14 protein-coding genes, 16 tRNA genes and 3 rRNA genes are annotated in these 17,684 nt (G+C 43.1%); 27 read left to right on the forward strand and 6 right to left on the reverse strand.

What is annotated here, in order from left to right:
• Position 1: 1 nt before the first annotated feature.
• Complete coding sequence (perR, locus tag MHB38_RS04300; RefSeq protein WP_003217782.1) at positions 2–439, forward strand: peroxide-responsive transcriptional repressor PerR; 438 nt, start codon at positions 2–4, stop codon at positions 437–439.
• Positions 440–474: 35 nt separating this feature from the next.
• Here the strand turns inward: perR and MHB38_RS04305 are convergent, their stop codons facing one another.
• Positions 475–822 carry a YgzB family protein gene (locus MHB38_RS04305; protein WP_007496750.1) on the reverse strand — a complete coding sequence of 116 codons (348 nt, stop codon included), beginning with the start codon at positions 820–822 and terminating at the stop codon, positions 475–477.
• Positions 823–1,011: 189 nt separating this feature from the next.
• Here MHB38_RS04305 and MHB38_RS04310 point away from each other — a divergent pair, with 189 nt between their 5' ends.
• The 25 genes from MHB38_RS04310 to MHB38_RS04430 all read left to right on the forward strand — a co-directional run bounded on the left by MHB38_RS04310 (position 1,012) and on the right by MHB38_RS04430 (position 12,343).
• The gene (locus MHB38_RS04310; protein WP_079919190.1) at positions 1,012–1,890 is read left to right on the forward strand and encodes a nucleotidyltransferase-like protein; all 879 of its coding nucleotides are present in this window, start codon (positions 1,012–1,014) and stop codon (positions 1,888–1,890) included.
• 318 nt (positions 1,891–2,208) lie between these two features.
• Positions 2,209–3,757, forward strand: a 16S ribosomal RNA gene (locus MHB38_RS04315).
• A 183-nt stretch (positions 3,758–3,940) separates the two neighbouring features.
• Positions 3,941–6,871 (forward strand): 23S ribosomal RNA (locus tag MHB38_RS04320).
• A 110-nt stretch (positions 6,872–6,981) separates the two neighbouring features.
• Positions 6,982–7,097 (forward strand): 5S ribosomal RNA (rrf, locus tag MHB38_RS04325).
• The 16S, 23S and 5S rRNA genes sit together here with 16 tRNA genes alongside, the layout of an rRNA operon.
• A gap of 9 nt (positions 7,098–7,106) precedes the next feature.
• Positions 7,107–7,181, forward strand: a tRNA-Asn gene (locus MHB38_RS04330).
• Positions 7,182–7,185: 4 nt separating this feature from the next.
• A tRNA-Ser gene (locus tag MHB38_RS04335) sits at positions 7,186–7,276 on the forward strand.
• 17 nt (positions 7,277–7,293) lie between these two features.
• A tRNA-Glu gene (locus tag MHB38_RS04340) sits at positions 7,294–7,368 on the forward strand.
• Positions 7,369–7,400: 32 nt separating this feature from the next.
• A tRNA-Val gene (locus tag MHB38_RS04345) sits at positions 7,401–7,476 on the forward strand.
• 15 nt (positions 7,477–7,491) lie between these two features.
• A tRNA-Met gene (locus MHB38_RS04350) sits at positions 7,492–7,568 on the forward strand.
• Positions 7,569–7,582: 14 nt separating this feature from the next.
• A tRNA-Asp gene (locus MHB38_RS04355) sits at positions 7,583–7,659 on the forward strand.
• A gap of 19 nt (positions 7,660–7,678) precedes the next feature.
• Positions 7,679–7,754 (forward strand) — tRNA-Phe (locus tag MHB38_RS04360).
• 6 nt (positions 7,755–7,760) lie between these two features.
• Positions 7,761–7,833, forward strand: a tRNA-Thr gene (locus MHB38_RS04365).
• A gap of 15 nt (positions 7,834–7,848) precedes the next feature.
• Positions 7,849–7,933 (forward strand) — tRNA-Tyr (locus MHB38_RS04370).
• Between the two features lie 13 nt (positions 7,934–7,946).
• Positions 7,947–8,020: transfer RNA gene (locus MHB38_RS04375), tRNA-Trp, on the forward strand.
• Positions 8,021–8,044: 24 nt separating this feature from the next.
• Positions 8,045–8,120: transfer RNA gene (locus MHB38_RS04380), tRNA-His, on the forward strand.
• Between the two features lie 9 nt (positions 8,121–8,129).
• A tRNA-Gln gene (locus MHB38_RS04385) sits at positions 8,130–8,201 on the forward strand.
• Positions 8,202–8,208: 7 nt separating this feature from the next.
• Positions 8,209–8,283: transfer RNA gene (locus tag MHB38_RS04390), tRNA-Gly, on the forward strand.
• Positions 8,284–8,288: 5 nt separating this feature from the next.
• A tRNA-Cys gene (locus tag MHB38_RS04395) sits at positions 8,289–8,359 on the forward strand.
• Positions 8,360–8,373: 14 nt separating this feature from the next.
• Positions 8,374–8,462 (forward strand) — tRNA-Leu (locus tag MHB38_RS04400).
• Between the two features lie 38 nt (positions 8,463–8,500).
• A tRNA-Leu gene (locus tag MHB38_RS04405) sits at positions 8,501–8,582 on the forward strand.
• 158 nt (positions 8,583–8,740) lie between these two features.
• Positions 8,741–9,211, forward strand: coding sequence for a GNAT family N-acetyltransferase (locus MHB38_RS04410; RefSeq protein WP_039962725.1), 471 nt, complete (start codon positions 8,741–8,743; stop codon positions 9,209–9,211).
• A 27-nt stretch (positions 9,212–9,238) separates the two neighbouring features.
• Positions 9,239–9,520, forward strand: coding sequence for a transglutaminase-like domain-containing protein (locus MHB38_RS04415; protein WP_019743954.1), 282 nt, complete (start codon positions 9,239–9,241; stop codon positions 9,518–9,520).
• Between the two features lie 362 nt (positions 9,521–9,882).
• Positions 9,883–10,308 (forward strand): hypothetical protein, encoded by a 426-nt coding sequence (locus MHB38_RS04420; protein ID WP_017360396.1) that lies wholly within the window; start codon positions 9,883–9,885, stop codon positions 10,306–10,308.
• Between the two features lie 416 nt (positions 10,309–10,724).
• Positions 10,725–11,519 (forward strand): phosphotransferase, encoded by a 795-nt coding sequence (locus MHB38_RS04425; RefSeq protein ID WP_138825426.1) that lies wholly within the window; start codon positions 10,725–10,727, stop codon positions 11,517–11,519.
• Positions 11,520–11,638: 119 nt separating this feature from the next.
• Positions 11,639–12,343, forward strand: a complete 705-nt coding sequence (locus MHB38_RS04430; protein ID WP_138825428.1) for a hypothetical protein — start codon at positions 11,639–11,641, stop codon at positions 12,341–12,343.
• 42 nt (positions 12,344–12,385) lie between these two features.
• Here the strand turns inward: MHB38_RS04430 and MHB38_RS04435 are convergent, their stop codons facing one another.
• The 5 genes from MHB38_RS04435 to MHB38_RS04455 all read right to left on the reverse strand — a co-directional run bounded on the left by MHB38_RS04435 (position 12,386) and on the right by MHB38_RS04455 (position 15,143).
• Positions 12,386–12,931 carry a histidine phosphatase family protein gene (locus MHB38_RS04435; RefSeq protein WP_202734619.1) on the reverse strand — a complete coding sequence of 182 codons (546 nt, stop codon included), beginning with the start codon at positions 12,929–12,931 and terminating at the stop codon, positions 12,386–12,388.
• 71 nt (positions 12,932–13,002) lie between these two features.
• Positions 13,003–13,194, reverse strand: a complete 192-nt coding sequence (locus MHB38_RS04440; RefSeq protein ID WP_017360392.1) for a hypothetical protein — start codon at positions 13,192–13,194, stop codon at positions 13,003–13,005.
• Between the two features lie 220 nt (positions 13,195–13,414).
• A complete protein-coding gene (locus tag MHB38_RS04445) occupies positions 13,415–13,567 on the reverse strand; it encodes a hypothetical protein (protein ID WP_017366892.1) in 153 nt (50 codons plus the stop codon).
• A gap of 64 nt (positions 13,568–13,631) precedes the next feature.
• Complete coding sequence (locus tag MHB38_RS04450) at positions 13,632–14,321, reverse strand: DUF1963 domain-containing protein (RefSeq protein WP_138825432.1); 690 nt, start codon at positions 14,319–14,321, stop codon at positions 13,632–13,634.
• Positions 14,322–14,339: 18 nt separating this feature from the next.
• Positions 14,340–15,143 carry a DUF2262 domain-containing protein gene (locus MHB38_RS04455; RefSeq protein ID WP_017366894.1) on the reverse strand — a complete coding sequence of 268 codons (804 nt, stop codon included), beginning with the start codon at positions 15,141–15,143 and terminating at the stop codon, positions 14,340–14,342.
• A gap of 534 nt (positions 15,144–15,677) precedes the next feature.
• On the opposite strand from MHB38_RS04455, the gene MHB38_RS04460 reads away from it, so the two are divergent.
• Complete coding sequence (locus MHB38_RS04460) at positions 15,678–17,621, forward strand: LTA synthase family protein (protein WP_007497007.1); 1,944 nt, start codon at positions 15,678–15,680, stop codon at positions 17,619–17,621.
• Positions 17,622–17,684: the final 63 nt, after the last annotated feature.

A 17,684-nucleotide genomic window follows, 5' to 3' on the forward strand; every position in this document is an offset into this window, starting at 1 on the left:
AATGGCTGCTCACGAACTAAAAGACGCTTTAGATGCTCTAAAAGAAACCGGTGTTCGAATTACTCCGCAGCGCCATGCCATCTTGGAGTTTCTCGTAAATTCTATGACACACCCAACCGCGGACGATATATATAAGGCACTTGAAGGAAAATTTCCTAATATGAGTGTAGCAACGGTTTACAACAATTTACGAGTCTTCCGGGAATCTGGATTAGTAAAAGAATTAACGTATGGGGATTCCTCAAGCCGATTTGATTTTGCGACATCTGACCATTACCATGCGATTTGTGAAAACTGCGGAAAGATCGTTGACTTTCACTATCCTGGCCTTGATGAAGTAGAACAGCTTGCATCCCATGTGACAGGCTTTACAGTAAGTCATCATCGCTTGGAGATCTATGGCACTTGTCAAGAATGTGCAAAAAAAGAAAATCATTAATGAAAAAGCTGACCAGTTGAATGGTCAGCTTATTTTTATGACTTTTTTCGATTGTAGGATTCATCAAACTCTTTGCCTTCTAATGCTGGATCGAGTGTAAGTGGCTCTCTGCAATGCATGCACATGTCCACCCGCCCAAGAACTTTTGTTTCCTTCTCACAGCCTGGACATACGACCCGGACTGCCTTCGTAGAAAGCATACCGATCCAAAAGTAAACGGCTGTACTCAATCCAATCGATAACACGCCGAGTAGCATAAAGAAGGTCGACAGCCAGACCGATTCCTTGAAGAACACACCGATATACATGATCAAAAAACCAACAAAAACCAAACTAAGTGCAAATGTTCTGATTTTATTAATCTTACTGGAGTATTTCGCCATCCCTAGTCCCCCTTATCTCCAATATAGCACATTTTACCTTTCTGTTTGAATTAGTTATAGAGTTTTGTGAATAAATTGCTTATAATGATTCAACGATCTTTTTTCATGTATTGAAGGAATTTTGATTCTATGAGGAGAAATACATAGCATTAGAGAAGAACCTTACACCCGAGTATTGGAGGAATCACTATGGAAAATCTTCTCCGTCCTATTTATCAAGAGAGAGCAAGTCATCCAGATACATTAGCTGTGATTATAGTAGAAAGAAGACATAAAGTATCTTCTGAGACGGATAACTTTGATGCAGCGCTTCTAGTCATCGTAAAGGATGCGGAAGAACCGTTATTTATTAAGCACTATGAATCCGGTCATCAAACAGCTTCTTTAAATGTTGTCACAGATGATCAGTTGAAGGAATGGATTACCTTAGGCACCAACAGACGGATTATTGATTGGATTTTAAACGGAAAAGTCCTGTTCGATCGAAATGAATATATTTTCAACTTGATTGATGAACTGAGTACATTCCCGTTTTCTAACCGTAAGCTCAAAATTGGTTTAGAATATGGCAAGCTCATTCGCAGATATATAGAAGGAAAAGCATTTTTTGAATCAAATCAATTCCTCGATGCATATAATTCCATTGTGCATGCCCTGCATCATCTGGCGCGTATTGAAGTGATTGATAAAGGCTTCCACCCAGAAGTGACCGTTTGGAACCAAGTACGTCATATGGAGCCGGAAGTATATAAACTTTATTCAGAGTTGATTGAAAGCCACGAAAGTCTTCATAAGCGGTTAGAACTTTTATTCCTAGCGAATGATTTCTTGATTCATTCAAAAGCAGAAATTGGTGCGGCTCATTTGCGTCATGTCATGGAACAGCAGGATATTTGGCTGTTTGGCGAGCTTCTTGCACATCCTGATCTCAAACATTTCACACCTGATCTTAGTGTGATGATTGATTTCTTTGTGGAAAAAGGAATTGTGCTAGTAGAGCCAATTGAGACGAAGGGGCAAAAAATCTATCATCGAGGATATTTTGTTAAAAAAGATATTGACGTATGAATATTATGATGGTATATTATTAAACGTCGCTAATGAGCAACTGAGTTGCTTTGAAAGAAAAGCGGACAAAAAGAAATTCAGAAAAACACTTGACGCACACGGTGCTCAAATGTTATATTAAGAAAGTCGCCTCTGAGCGATAACGAAGATGATCTTTGAAAACTAAACAAGACAAAACGTACCTGTTAATTCGAGTTTTTATAAAAAAATCCTATGATACATCATAGGTAGTCAGTCAAACGCTGACGAGGCAGGAAATGATCACATGCTAAGTTCGCTACATCGTGTAGCAACGCATGTGTGATATGCATCCTGCATACCTCGGAGAGTTTGATCCTGGCTCAGGACGAACGCTGGCGGCGTGCCTAATACATGCAAGTCGAGCGGACAGAAGGGAGCTTGCTCCCGGATGTTAGCGGCGGACGGGTGAGTAACACGTGGGTAACCTGCCTGTAAGACTGGGATAACTCCGGGAAACCGGAGCTAATACCGGATAGTTCCTTGAACCGCATGGTTCAAGGATGAAAGACGGTTTCGGCTGTCACTTACAGATGGACCCGCGGCGCATTAGCTAGTTGGTGAGGTAACGGCTCACCAAGGCGACGATGCGTAGCCGACCTGAGAGGGTGATCGGCCACACTGGGACTGAGACACGGCCCAGACTCCTACGGGAGGCAGCAGTAGGGAATCTTCCGCAATGGACGAAAGTCTGACGGAGCAACGCCGCGTGAGTGATGAAGGTTTTCGGATCGTAAAGCTCTGTTGTTAGGGAAGAACAAGTGCAAGAGTAACTGCTTGCACCTTGACGGTACCTAACCAGAAAGCCACGGCTAACTACGTGCCAGCAGCCGCGGTAATACGTAGGTGGCAAGCGTTGTCCGGAATTATTGGGCGTAAAGGGCTCGCAGGCGGTTTCTTAAGTCTGATGTGAAAGCCCCCGGCTCAACCGGGGAGGGTCATTGGAAACTGGGAAACTTGAGTGCAGAAGAGGAGAGTGGAATTCCACGTGTAGCGGTGAAATGCGTAGAGATGTGGAGGAACACCAGTGGCGAAGGCGACTCTCTGGTCTGTAACTGACGCTGAGGAGCGAAAGCGTGGGGAGCGAACAGGATTAGATACCCTGGTAGTCCACGCCGTAAACGATGAGTGCTAAGTGTTAGGGGGTTTCCGCCCCTTAGTGCTGCAGCTAACGCATTAAGCACTCCGCCTGGGGAGTACGGTCGCAAGACTGAAACTCAAAGGAATTGACGGGGGCCCGCACAAGCGGTGGAGCATGTGGTTTAATTCGAAGCAACGCGAAGAACCTTACCAGGTCTTGACATCCTCTGACAACCCTAGAGATAGGGCTTTCCCTTCGGGGACAGAGTGACAGGTGGTGCATGGTTGTCGTCAGCTCGTGTCGTGAGATGTTGGGTTAAGTCCCGCAACGAGCGCAACCCTTGATCTTAGTTGCCAGCATTCAGTTGGGCACTCTAAGGTGACTGCCGGTGACAAACCGGAGGAAGGTGGGGATGACGTCAAATCATCATGCCCCTTATGACCTGGGCTACACACGTGCTACAATGGACAGAACAAAGGGCTGCGAGACCGCAAGGTTTAGCCAATCCCACAAATCTGTTCTCAGTTCGGATCGCAGTCTGCAACTCGACTGCGTGAAGCTGGAATCGCTAGTAATCGCGGATCAGCATGCCGCGGTGAATACGTTCCCGGGCCTTGTACACACCGCCCGTCACACCACGAGAGTTTGCAACACCCGAAGTCGGTGAGGTAACCTTTATGGAGCCAGCCGCCGAAGGTGGGGCAGATGATTGGGGTGAAGTCGTAACAAGGTAGCCGTATCGGAAGGTGCGGCTGGATCACCTCCTTTCTAAGGATATATGGAGCAGCGTACGTTTTTCGTCTTGTTTAGTTTTGAAGGATCATTCCTTCAAAACATGTCTCTAGCGAGACAGGATTGTTCTTTGAAAACTAGATAACAATAAGTAATACATTCACATTGAATGCAATGCAAAGTTCATCACACATAGTGATTCTTTCTAAAGTAAGAAATGGTTAAGTTAGAAAGGGCGCACGGTGGATGCCTTGGCACTAGGAGCCGATGAAGGACGGGACGAACACCGATATGCTTCGGGGAGCTGTAAGCAAGCTTTGATCCGGAGATTTCCGAATGGGGAAACCCACTGCTCGTAATGGAGTAGTATCCATACTTGAATACATAGAGTATGAGAAGGCATACCCGGGGAACTGAAACATCTAAGTACCCGGAGGAAGAGAAAGCAAATGCGATTCCCTGAGTAGCGGCGAGCGAAACGGGAACAGCCCAAACCAAGAGGCTTGCCTCTTGGGGTTGTAGGACACTCTATACGGAGTTACAAAGGAACGATATAAGCGAAGAGGTCTGGAAAGGCCCGCCAAAGAAGGTAACAGCCCTGTAACTGAAATGTTGTTCTCTCCAGAGTGGATCCTGAGTACGGCGGAACACGTGAAATTCCGTCGGAATCCGGGAGGACCATCTCCCAAGGCTAAATACTCCCTAGTGACCGATAGTGAACCAGTACCGTGAGGGAAAGGTGAAAAGCACCCCGGAAGGGGAGTGAAATAGATCCTGAAACCGTGTGCCTACAAGTAGTCAGAGCCCGTTAACGGGTGATGGCGTGCCTTTTGTAGAATGAACCGGCGAGTTACGATCCCGTGCAAGGTTAAGCAGAAGATGCGGAGCCGCAGCGAAAGCGAGTCTGAATAGGGCGCATGAGTACGTGGTCGTAGACCCGAAACCAGGTGATCTACCCATGTCCAGGGTGAAGTTCAGGTAACACTGAATGGAGGCCCGAACCCACGCACGTTGAAAAGTGCGGGGATGAGGTGTGGGTAGGGGTGAAATGCCAATCGAACCTGGAGATAGCTGGTTCTCTCCGAAATAGCTTTAGGGCTAGCCTCAAGGTAAGAGTCTCGGAGGTAGAGCACTGATTGGACTAGGGGCCCCTACCGGGTTACCGAATTCAGTCAAACTCCGAATGCCGATGACTTATCCTTGGGAGTCAGACTGCGAGTGATAAGATCCGTAGTCGAAAGGGAAACAGCCCAGACCGCCAGCTAAGGTCCCAAAGTATACGTTAAGTGGAAAAGGATGTGGAGTTGCTTAGACAACCAGGATGTTGGCTTAGAAGCAGCCACCATTTAAAGAGTGCGTAATAGCTCACTGGTCGAGTGACTCTGCGCCGAAAATGTACCGGGGCTAAACGTATCACCGAAGCTGCGGACTGTTCTTACGAACAGTGGTAGGAGAGCGTTCTAAGTGCAGTGAAGTCAGACCGGAAGGACTGGTGGAGCGCTTAGAAGTGAGAATGCCGGTATGAGTAGCGAAAGACGGGTGAGAATCCCGTCCACCGAATGCCTAAGGTTTCCTGAGGAAGGCTCGTCCGCTCAGGGTTAGTCGGGACCTAAGCCGAGGCCGAAAGGCGTAGGCGATGGACAACAGGTTGATATTCCTGTACCACCTCCTCACCATTTGAGCAATGGGGGGACGCAGGAGGATAGGGTAAGCGCGGTATTGGATATCCGCGTCCAAGCAGTTAGGCTGGGAAATAGGCAAATCCGTTTCCCGTGAAGGCTGAGCTGTGATGGCGAGCGAAATTTAGTAGCGAAGTTCCTGATTCCACACTGCCAAGAAAAGCCTCTAGCGAGGTGAGAGGTGCCCGTACCGCAAACCGACACAGGTAGGCGAGGAGAGAATCCTAAGGTGATCGAGAGAACTCTCGTTAAGGAACTCGGCAAAATGACCCCGTAACTTCGGGAGAAGGGGTGCTTCTTAGGGTGTTAAAGCCCCGAGAAGCCGCAGTGAATAGGCCCAGGCGACTGTTTAGCAAAAACACAGGTCTCTGCGAAGCCGTAAGGCGAAGTATAGGGGCTGACGCCTGCCCGGTGCTGGAAGGTTAAGAGGAGCGCTTAGCGTAAGCGAAGGTGCGAATTGAAGCCCCAGTAAACGGCGGCCGTAACTATAACGGTCCTAAGGTAGCGAAATTCCTTGTCGGGTAAGTTCCGACCCGCACGAAAGGCGCAACGATCTGGGCACTGTCTCAACGAGAGACTCGGTGAAATTATAGTACCTGTGAAGATGCAGGTTACCCGCGACAGGACGGAAAGACCCCGTGGAGCTTTACTGCAGCCTGATATTGAATGTTGGTACAGCTTGTACAGGATAGGTAGGAGCCTTGGAAACCGGAGCGCTAGCTTCGGTGGAGGCATCGGTGGGATACTACCCTGGCTGTATTGACCTTCTAACCCGCTGCCCTTATCGGGCAGGGAGACAGTGTCAGGTGGGCAGTTTGACTGGGGCGGTCGCCTCCTAAAATGTAACGGAGGCGCCCAAAGGTTCCCTCAGAATGGTTGGAAATCATTCGCAGAGTGTAAAGGCACAAGGGAGCTTGACTGCGAGACCTACAAGTCGAGCAGGGACGAAAGTCGGGCTTAGTGATCCGGTGGTTCCGCATGGAAGGGCCATCGCTCAACGGATAAAAGCTACCCCGGGGATAACAGGCTTATCTCCCCCAAGAGTCCACATCGACGGGGAGGTTTGGCACCTCGATGTCGGCTCATCGCATCCTGGGGCTGTAGTCGGTCCCAAGGGTTGGGCTGTTCGCCCATTAAAGCGGTACGCGAGCTGGGTTCAGAACGTCGTGAGACAGTTCGGTCCCTATCCGTCGCGGGCGCAGGAAATTTGAGAGGAGCTGTCCTTAGTACGAGAGGACCGGGATGGACGCACCGCTGGTGTACCAGTTGTTCTGCCAAGGGCATCGCTGGGTAGCTATGTGCGGACGGGATAAGTGCTGAAAGCATCTAAGCATGAAGCCCCCCTCAAGATGAGATTTCCCATTCCGCAAGGAAGTAAGATCCCTGAAAGATGATCAGGTTGATAGGTCTGAGGTGGAAGCGTGGTGACACGTGGAGCTGACAGATACTAATAGATCGAGGACTTAACCTATATTCTAATGTGAAAAATGAACATTGTTATCTAGTTTTGAGAGAACATTTTTTGAAATATCTCTTGATTTATTTGTAATACATAGTATAATATCTTTTGTCACTAAATTGTCTGGTGATGATGGCGAAGAGGTCACACCCGTTCCCATACCGAACACGGAAGTTAAGCTCTTCAGCGCCGATGGTAGTTGGGGGTTTCCCCCTGTGAGAGTAGGACATCGCCAGGCTTTCTTCATTCCGCAGTAGCTCAGTGGTAGAGCTATCGGCTGTTAACCGATCGGTCGTAGGTTCGAATCCTACCTGCGGAGCCAATTTGGAGAGCTGTCCGAGTGGCCGAAGGAGCACGATTGGAAATCGTGTAGGCGGTAACCCCGTCTCAAGGGTTCGAATCCCTTGCTCTCCGCCACAATTTACATAATAAAGGGCCCGTTGGTCAAGCGGTTAAGACACCGCCCTTTCACGGCGGTAACACGGGTTCGAATCCCGTACGGGTCACCATTTTTATAGAAATACATACCAGCATTTTATTCGGAGGATTAGCTCAGCTGGGAGAGCATCTGCCTTACAAGCAGAGGGTCGGCGGTTCGAGCCCGTCATCCTCCACCATATCTTTTATATCGTCGCGGGGTGGAGCAGTTCGGTAGCTCGTCGGGCTCATAACCCGAAGGTCGCAGGTTCAAATCCTGCCCCCGCAACCAAATTTCTCTTTATTGGTCCGGTAGTTCAGTTGGTTAGAATGCCTGCCTGTCACGCAGGAGGTCGCGGGTTCGAGTCCCGTCCGGACCGCCATTTTTTAAAAAGAATACTTGGCTCGGTAGCTCAGTTGGTAGAGCAACGGACTGAAAATCCGTGTGTCGGCGGTTCGATTCCGTCCCGAGCCACCACTATTTGCCGGTGTAGCTCAATTGGTAGAGCAACTGACTTGTAATCAGTAGGTTGGGGGTTCAAGTCCTCTTGCCGGCACTGTTTTTCAAATGTGGAGGGGTAGCGAAGTGGCTAAACGCGGCGGACTGTAAATCCGCTCCCTCCGGGTTCGGCGGTTCGAATCCGCCCCCCTCCACCATTTTTATTTTCATAGGGGCATAGTTTAACGGTAGAACAGAGGTCTCCAAAACCTCCGGTGTGGGTTCGATTCCTACTGCCCCTGCCAATTATATGATTCATAACATCTATGGCGGTTGTGGCGAAGTGGTTAACGCACCAGATTGTGGCTCTGGCACTCGTGGGTTCGATTCCCATCAATCGCCCCATTTTATTATTGGGCTATAGCCAAGCGGTAAGGCAACGGACTTTGACTCCGTCATGCGTTGGTTCGAATCCAGCTAGCCCAGTTGATATGCGGAAGTAGTTCAGTGGTAGAACACCACCTTGCCAAGGTGGGGGTCGCGGGTTCGAATCCCGTCTTCCGCTCCAATTATGGCGGCATAGCCAAGTGGTAAGGCAGAGGTCTGCAAAACCTTTATCCCCGGTTCAAATCCGGGTGTCGCCTTTTTTGAAAAGACTGCCGGGGTGGTGGAATTGGCAGACACACAGGACTTAAAATCCTGCGGTAGGTGACTACCGTGCCGGTTCAAGTCCGGCCCTCGGCACCATTTTTTATTTATTATAAGTTGCGCTCTTTAATGATCATGCCGGTGTGGCGGAATTGGCAGACGCGCACGACTCAAAATCGTGTTCCTCACGGAGTGCCGGTTCGACCCCGGCCACCGGTATCTATATCATCGGTAGTAAATACGATGAAATCAACGTTTCTTACACTTTGTAAGGAACGTTTTTTATTTATCTTCAATACGATTCTTATAAAAATATCGTGTACATATCATCGTGTGCTTACCTGTCATTAAACAAGAATGTTAAAGGAGGGATACATTTGGAGATAAGGTTTGCTAATTTATCAGATACATCGGTAATACATGATTTAATGATAAAGGCATTTTTGGAGTATAAAGACGAAGTGCCACCTTCAAGTGCTTTGGAGGAAACTGTGCAATCCGTTTTAATTGCCTTAAAAGACGGAGAGAGGAGTTTAATTTGTTATATTGATAATCAGCCAGTTGGAATGGTTCGCTTTAAAATAAAAGAAGATAGTTTATATTTTTATAGACTATCAGTAATTCCAGAAATGCAGGGTCATGGTATTGCCAAAAAATTATTAAGTTTTTTAGAAAATTTTGCAGTACAAGAAGAATTAACTAGTATATTCTGCAAAGTTCGTATGACCGTGACTAGAAACATAAAATTGTATAGTTCAATGGGGTATAGCATCTACGATGAAGAAGTTGTACATAAGCCAAATGGTTTAAGTATAAAAATTGTTTCAATGATGAAAAAACTTGGTTAAAAAATTATCGATTGGAGGGTGAATTTCATGCATTTGATATGTGAAAGTGAAAAAATAGAAGATTATTTGCTTGAATTAAACCAAGTCAATTATACTAATCCTATTATTAGGTCTAATGCAGATGAACTTTTTAATCCGGCTCAAACTGAAATTGAAAAGACAAAACTTGCTTATGAGTATGTTCGTGATGAAATATCTCATTCTTGGGATATACAAGGGAAACGGGTAACATGTAATGTATCGGATGTATTAGTGTATAAAGAAGGAATATGCTATGCAAAATCTAATTTGTTAGCATCTTTATTTTAAGATATGTTGAATAAATAGCATAATGCCAATGGTTCAAGGGTTCAGACGTTCAAGTACGACTCAAAATCGTGTTCCTCTGGAGTGCCGGTTCGAGCCCGGCCACCGGTATCTAGTTTAAGATATTCTTTATTATCGTCAATTACAGAAGAATTAAGGAATATTAACGTTTAAAACGTCTTTCTACAAATTGTAGGAGGGCTTTTTTTATTTGTTGTTTACCTGATTTTTCACACGAAAAAATTACTTCAAATTGTGTTCAAAGGAGATTAACTTTTACTTTATTGATGGTTACCTTATGATTAAACTAAAGGGGCAGGACAATTGAAGATGGATTGGATCAATTGTACATAGGAGGTGTTGTAATGATTACGGTTAAAAATGCTGAAAGTTATCTTAAAGATAGCATCGGTGAAGATACCGATGAGATAAATAAGGTTTGGGAAACATTTAAGGCTTTTTCAAAGGAGACCGTTGAGGGCGAAGAAGATAAAGAAATTTTATTTCAGTGTGGTGTCTATGATTTTACAGGAGAGGAACTATTTCATCTTGATTTTGTACGTCAGTTTACAATTTATGAAGAAGATGATTATTCTCACATGGAACAACTGCACTGTGAATTTTTATTTAAACCAACAAGCGAGTTAAAAAAGTTAAAGGTAGTAGAAGAATGGTCAATGGATTATGACGATATAGATCATTTTTTTCATCATATTGAAAGTATTCATGAGTTTAAAATTCCTTTGACTTTAAAGCCGATAAAATCAGCAATATATCAAGAAGAACTTTAATTCTTATTTCATTAACGGCTGCTTTACTTTCAGAGAGTATACCTTGCCTTTTTGGACTCATTTATCACGGAGTGTCGGTTCGACTCCGGCCACCGGTATCTATTATAATTTTGTTTTTTACCGTGAACCTAACGTTTCACCCTCGTGGTGAAACGTTTTTTTGTGGTTTAAATGAGTTATTTAGATGAAAATAGAATCCTATTAGAATAGAATGAGCATGTACTAATTTTAACAGAATAAACTTTTGATGATTTGCAACATTTGGTACGATACATTTAACCATATAAGGAAACAGAATGGATTGGCGCATTCACATAAAACAGTGAATTACCTTTGTGTAACTAAATGAATATTTGTGGGTACATGCACATCTTTAGCTGGCATCATCATTGTGACCCAAGTTTGGGGGAGAATTTATGAAAAAACAAAATGATCATGAAGAGTTATTGACAGGTGGAAATGTCTCCAACGTATATCGTTCGGGAGATACGGTTCGCAGAGAGGGAAAGTCAGACAATATGAATATACAAAAGCTGCTAAAGCATTTAGAAAAAAAGAATTTCTCCTATGCTCCAACGTTTTTAGGGGTTGATGAAAAAGGTAGAGAGATCTTGTCCTTCATTGAAGGTGAGGCCGGTCATGATCCCTTAAAAGAATACATGTGCTCTCACAATGCTTTAAAAGATATAGCGAAAATGCTTAGACTGTACCATGATGCTGTATGTGATTTTCCCATTTCAGACGATTGGGAACGAATGGACAATACGCCTAACAACATAGAGGTTGTGTGCCATAATGATTTTGCGATGTACAATATTATTTTCAACAATAAAAAGCCAGTGGGAATCATTGATTTTGATGTAGCTGCCCCTGGTCCAAGGCTTTGGGATATTGCATATACCCTTTATACATGTGTGCCTCTCAGTAGGTTTTTTCGTACTGAAACAGGGGAGGTCGTAAATTATCATACATTAGAGCATGCAGCCCATATAAAGTATAGAGTCAAACTGTTTTTTGAAGCTTATGGTGAGGAAATACCAGAAGATTATGTGGACATGGTGTTACTGCGTTTAGAAGGTCTATGTCAATACATGAAGCGAAAAGCGAATGAAGGGGATAGAGCTTTTCAAAAAATGATTCATGACGGGCACCTTGAACATTATCAAAAAGACATACAATTCATTCATGAACACAGAAAAGAATGGATTTGAGGATGCCAAGGGTTTTATAAAAGAAAAAGGACAACTCATCTTTTTACTAGTTTCATGTGGATGTTACAATTGGTTATAATAGTTCAATAAAATGAATGTAAAGAGGCGGAGTTGTTATCTTGCAAATGAAGACGATATTACAGACTATGATTGAAGATGAGCGATCACATGATTATCCGTTTTTTAGACAGTACTGTGTAAGGAAAGAACAGGGTCTGCGTAAAGATGCGTTAAAGGTTCTTCAGTCTTTTGTTGAAGAGATGAATAAGAATGAATTTGCAGCACGGCGTTCATTTGTTGCTTGGCTGTTTGATTACATTGAACGTTTTGAGGATGGTCATCATTTGCTTGTGTATCCATTGCTGAATGGGGTGATTCACCCTGTTTTTCGAGAGTGGGAAAATATTGATCCAATGGATGTGAGACCGTATCGCTGGCAAGGCTTGTTTGTGCATCAGGGGGAAGGGCTGCCCTATTTATTGAAGGCGCTAGAGATGGGTGGCAGCAAAGAGCAGCGAGTGATTGTTCAAATTTGCGAAACCTATTTCTCGGCTTTGTGGTATTCGTTTCATCATATACATGAAGATCTTTATTTAAGCACCTATGAGAAAGATCATGAGCGAATTCAAGGGATTCAAGATGTCATGAAACTGATCGTAGATAAAAAGGTTCAAAGCAATGTTGAAAAACTAGCAGTCTACTATAACCAGCTTTTATCGGACTGGAAGGAATTTCAGCAGACGGAGACAAGAGGCTTTGTGAAATGGTGTGCGGATCGTAAGAAGCCCTATGAGTGGGTACAGACATTTTACTATCACCAATAGTTGTTTTTCATAAGAAAAAGGCTGGGGTCAACCCTGCCTTTTTTATTTATGCCATATTCTTTCTATTTCTACATGGTCTGGTTTAAAATATTTCAGGATGTAGACATCTGGATTGCTTAGTTGTTCCCACTCCTTGAATCCAATTGCAGGATCGGCGTGTTTTAGAAGCAGGCTCATAATATTGCCATGAGTGGCGAATAAAGTATGATCTCTTCCTAATTTTATTTGTTCATAGAGTGCCTCTACAATACGATTCATCGCTTCTTGGCTCGATTCTCCGCCTTCACAGGTCATATGCAAGTCCGAAAAACTGAGCTTTAGTTTTTCATACCAATCTTCCATTGGTTGACTGCTTAACCTACGTTCAGAGAGACGTTTGTCAATTTGTACCTTTATCTGTTTGGCATGAGCAAGGGGCTCAGCGGTTTGAATCGCTCGTTTATAAGGACTTGAGATGATCTGGTTGAGCTGAATGCCGGAAAAAAGCTGTGCGAGTTCATGCGATTGTGTGATGCCTTGAGGCGTTAAAGACGCATCCTCGGATTGTCCATCTGCTTGACAGTGTCTGACGAAATAATATGTCTTCATAGGGGGTACACCTTCCTCTAAGTATAAAAAAATCATCCAATATTGGATGAGGGTTCACGAAAGTTGAGGTTCTATTTGTTCGTGTCTGCTTCTTTGTATGGATCTATGAGTTTGGAGGTTAGGTCTAAGTTGAACAAAAAATCATCTATGGTGTCTGTGCCAAAGGGAAGGGTGGAAAAATTAATTGGGATGCTGTCTTCTTGCGTTTCTGAAGTAATCGGCTGTTTGTGCTGCTTTTTTCTCCAGTTCTTAAACAAGCGCATGTGAGGCCCCCTTTTCTAAAAAAAGATGGATTTATACATAATATACGGGGGGAGTTGTCCGAGCGTCAATTGTTTTCTTCAAAAGGATTTATTACATTTGTACGGAAAGAGCCACAGCTAAGTGCGGATCTTTCCGTGTTTTGACGTGGCACGGTGTATGGCTTGTTGTACCTTTCGTTCGCATCTGATGTTGTATGGCTTCTTATGGAGTTTACTCGTCTTAAATTGCACGGCGGACTCCTTGATCATTTAATAACGCTTGAAACCAGCTGTATTTTTTTAGCTGTGCTGCATTCCGTGATATATCATCTTCATCTACCTGTAAAAAAGGGATATACAGAGCAAGATTGAAGATGTCTAAAATGAATCCCATATCACTGACCCCCCTCATATCGTTTATTACGTTTAGAAAGGGAAATGGTTCCTTTCAATTGGTTTTAAAAGCAATCCCAGTGCATGAACCATTCTTTATTGTCTTTGTCGTAATAGAAATACATCGTGCCGTTATCACCAATCATGAACCGAGGTTTTTCTTCTGATGCGATTTGCAGCATGAATTCTCCTGACATCTGGTGGGGAGGAGATTGGATGTAAGCTCCGTATCCACCGATTTTTGTGAATGAGTAGTTTGAGTAATGCTCGAAGAAATAATCTGACGCTTCTTCACTTTCATTAACCTCTGATAAGTCAACGTATGACCAAGCTTCCTCCCAGCATGGATAATCCGGTTGTTCCCCTTCGAGCCACTCTATCTGGAAAGGTTTCATTCCTTTCACGTCTTCAGGGGTCTCAGCGATTTCTAATCCTTCCATTGATGAATATTCAATGAGTTTCCAGCCCTCACCGTTTTTGGCGATATCGATCGGAAGGGTTTTCTTGTTGATGAAAATTTGAATCATCTTACATTCATCAAAGCCATTCATTCCCCCTGGTACTTCGGGTAAATACATTTGTAAAATGGGAATCATAGCTCCATCTTGATCTGCCGGCCACCCTTTATCACGTTGGATGAAAAAATGACCAGCAAACCAACTGTACTTAGATGGATCAGGGCGAAACCCGCCTATTTTGGCTACAATAGGTGTTTTTCCTAGTTGATTTAATTCGTCAAAAGCTTTGATCTTCATTTATCCATCCCCCATTCTTTAGCCAGCAATGTGTGCATCTTGAAACGTTCCATTCATATTGCCAGAGACAATGATGACATGTCCCCAAAATAAATCTCCGTCATGATAGTAGGCTTCGAATTCTCCATTTGGATAAGCATGGAGGCTTTCAAGAGAGATGCGGCTGATAAATTGATCCGGTGTGATCTCTTCTGAATTTTCAGCGGAGTCGTCTTGTTCCTGCCAATCTTTTGCTAGTTCAATCAGCTGATTTGCTGCATATGACTTCATGGAGGCATCCCATGTCGTCTGCTCTTCTACGAGTTGTCTAGCCGTTTTCAGAGAGTCATTCATTTCTTCCTCTTCTTCAAGATTGAAGTAAAGAAGGCACTCCTCATTGCCCCACTGGATGGTTGTTTCAAATAAGTCTAGTCCTTTCACTAATTCAAAGGTACCCAGCTTGTCATCGTGGTAAAAGATAGGTTGTTGAGCTTCTTCTAATATTTCTTGAAGTTCCTTATCTTCAGTATCTGTATCAACAAGTGAAACGAGCATGAATTCACCTTCACCTTTACGTACTTGAAGTGTGACGATAGATTCTTTATGTAATTGCACTTGTTTTTCCCGTAATCCCTTTTCATCTGTTAACCAGCACAGTCTCACTTTTTCGGTTATGATGCGGTCTTTTTCCTTCCATGCAATGAGTGGGATTGAAGCAGTCCAAAGAGTTTCTTTTCCCGCTTTTCCTGCGCCGACTCCAGAAGGTCCTGTAACAGCCATGATGTCTATCACTTCTTCTGAGAATCTTTGTTCAAATATGTTGACTTGTTTGTTTGATTTCATAGGATGTCCCCCAGCTTGATTTATTTGATGGAGCTATACCTTTATCACACCGTACATTGGCAGGGGAAATCAAGCTTTTTTTGCTTAAAACTGTTTTTTCGGTTTGTGGTAGCAGAGAGGATACATGGATTGCTGGGGGTTGAGTCACAATAAAAAAGCAAATTGGTTCGGATTTTGTATAAATTTGGCTAAGTGAGTCGAAAAGCCTAGGTGATTCTTCCTTTTCTTTATAATTACTTTGACACGATTAGATGAAAAAAGTAAAGTAGTACTGAGTGATTTACAAAACCTTCATCATTCTCTGAAACATGAAGCGGCAGTAAATTTAATGTAAATGGATATTTTTCCTTTTATTTACTCGTATTTTTTTTGAAACTTATGATGCTTCTTATTCGTTATATTAAAGGAGCACATGTAACCTGAGGAGAAAAGAGCATCGGAATGCTTGGTGCAGAAGATTTACATTTGCAAAATCAATGTAAATTTTTTATGATTTCATTTATATCAGATCGAAAATAAGAAAGAAGAGGTTTTATGAAAAAAATATTTGCGAACAAATATAGCTTTTTTGTTTTGGCTGTCCTTTTATTTTGGGCAAAATCGTACACAGCCTACAAAATGGACTTTAATTTAGGAGTGAAGGGATCTTTTCAAGAGGGTCTTCTCTTATTAAATCCATTCAGTTCAGCCATCGTGTTTTTAGGACTTGCTCTCTTTTTGAAGGGGCGTAAATCGGCCATTGTTTTAATTGTCATTGATTTTATTATGACCGCACTTTTATATGCGAATGTAGCGTACTATCGTTTCTTTGATGATTTTTTAACATTCCCGACAATGAAACAAGCCGGTAATCTTGGGGGAGGTATGACTGGCGGTGTGTTAGCAAGTATTAAGCCGCATGACCTTTTGTACTTCCTTGATATCATCATTTTAATTGCCATTGTCATTTGGAGACCAGAAGTGAAGAAGTTCCAAATGAAAAAAACTTTCGCACTGCTGATTGTGGCTGCAGGTGTTGGACTGTTCTTCGTTAACCTACACTTAGCTGAAAAAGATCGTCCAGAATTATTGACGAGAACATTTGATCATAAGTATATTGTGAAATATTTAGGTGTTTATAACTATGCGATTTATGACGGCGTGCAAACCGCACAAAATGCAACGCAGGTAGCAAATGCGAGTAGTGATGATTTAACGGATGTCGTGAACTATACGACCTCTCACTATGCGAAACCAAATGCAGAATACTTTGGTCAAGCAAAAGGGAAAAACATCATCAAAATCCATTTAGAAAGCTTCCAGTCATTTTTAATTGACTACAAGTTAAATGGAGAAGAAGTGACGCCGTTTTTAAACAAACTAGCTCATGGAAAAGAAGATTTTACGTATTTTGATAACTTCTTCCACCAGACTGGTCAAGGGAAGACTTCTGATGCTGAGCTCATGATGGATAATAGTATGTTTGGCTTGCCAGAGGGTGCAGCGTTTGTGACAAAAGGTGAAAATACTTTCCAATCACTTCCTGCCATCTTAGATCAAAAAGCAGGCTATACGAGTGCAGTGCTTCACGGGGATTATAAATCTTTCTGGAACCGTGATACGATTTATAAACATATGGGAATTGATCAATTCTTCGATGCATCTTATTACAACATGGATGAAGAAAACCTTGTAAACATGGGTCTGAAGGATAAACCGTTCTTTAAAGAATCAATCCCAATGTTAGAATCAATGAAAAAGCCATTTTATGCACACTTAATGACATTGACCAACCATTATCCATTTAATTTAGATGAGAAAGATGCGACAATCGCTAAGGCAACAACTGGCGATAAAACAGTGGATAATTATTTCCAAACAGCGAGATACTTGGATGAGTCATTAGAACAATTCTTTAAGGACTTGAAAAAATCGGGTCTGTATAAAGACTCAGTGATTCTATTATATGGTGATCATAACGGTATTTCTGAGAACCATAACCGTGCAATGAGTGAGATTCAAGGGAAAGAAATTACGCCATATCAAAATGCACAAAATCAGCGTGTACCGCTCATGATTCGTATCCCTGGGAAACAAGGCGGCGTGAATCATACGTATGGCGGTGAAGTAGACGTGATGCCAACGCTTCTTCACTTACAAGGTATTGATTCAAATGAGTACGTGAATTTTGGAACAGATTTATTCTCTAAGAAGCATGATCAAACTGTTGCATTCCGTAACGGAAATTATGTGACACCAAAATATACCCTTGTAGATAATACGGTCTACGATACAAAAACGGGTAAAGTGGTGAAACAAAACAAAAAGACAGAAGCGATTAAAGCCCGTGTTGATAATCAGTTAAGCTTGTCAGATAAAGTACTGTACAGAGATCTTCTTCGATTCCATAAGCTATCTGATTTTAAACCAGTGAATCCATCTGATTATTTCTATGGTAAAACAAACAAAGAGACAGAAGCGGATTCTTCTGCTAACTAACTGAGTTTTGGGCAAGCACAGAAAGGTGCTTGCCTTTTTCTCTCTTACAGCTTGATTTGTTGG

The organism is Bacillus sp. FSL K6-3176 (assembly GCF_038003325.1).
GTDB lineage: Bacteria > Bacillota > Bacilli > Bacillales > Bacillaceae > Bacillus > Bacillus altitudinis.

Coding starts and splice junctions, on each gene's coding strand:
- MHB38_RS04435 (WP_202734619.1), bottom strand. CDS start 12,931: ATGAAGACATATTATTTCGTCAGACACTGTCAAGCAGATGGACAATCC.
- MHB38_RS04460 (WP_007497007.1), top strand. CDS start 15,678: ATGAAAAAAATATTTGCGAACAAATATAGCTTTTTTGTTTTGGCTGTC.
- MHB38_RS04445 (WP_017366892.1), bottom strand. CDS start 13,567: ATGGGATTCATTTTAGACATCTTCAATCTTGCTCTGTATATCCCTTTT.
- perR (WP_003217782.1), top strand. CDS start 2: ATGGCTGCTCACGAACTAAAAGACGCTTTAGATGCTCTAAAAGAAACC.
- MHB38_RS04305 (WP_007496750.1), bottom strand. CDS start 822: ATGGCGAAATACTCCAGTAAGATTAATAAAATCAGAACATTTGCACTT.
- MHB38_RS04450 (WP_138825432.1), bottom strand. CDS start 14,321: ATGAAGATCAAAGCTTTTGACGAATTAAATCAACTAGGAAAAACACCT.
- MHB38_RS04415 (WP_019743954.1), top strand. CDS start 9,239: ATGCATTTGATATGTGAAAGTGAAAAAATAGAAGATTATTTGCTTGAA.
- MHB38_RS04425 (WP_138825426.1), top strand. CDS start 10,725: ATGAAAAAACAAAATGATCATGAAGAGTTATTGACAGGTGGAAATGTC.
- MHB38_RS04455 (WP_017366894.1), bottom strand. CDS start 15,143: ATGAAATCAAACAAACAAGTCAACATATTTGAACAAAGATTCTCAGAA.
- MHB38_RS04420 (WP_017360396.1), top strand. CDS start 9,883: ATGATTACGGTTAAAAATGCTGAAAGTTATCTTAAAGATAGCATCGGT.
- MHB38_RS04310 (WP_079919190.1), top strand. CDS start 1,012: ATGGAAAATCTTCTCCGTCCTATTTATCAAGAGAGAGCAAGTCATCCA.
- MHB38_RS04440 (WP_017360392.1), bottom strand. CDS start 13,194: ATGCGCTTGTTTAAGAACTGGAGAAAAAAGCAGCACAAACAGCCGATT.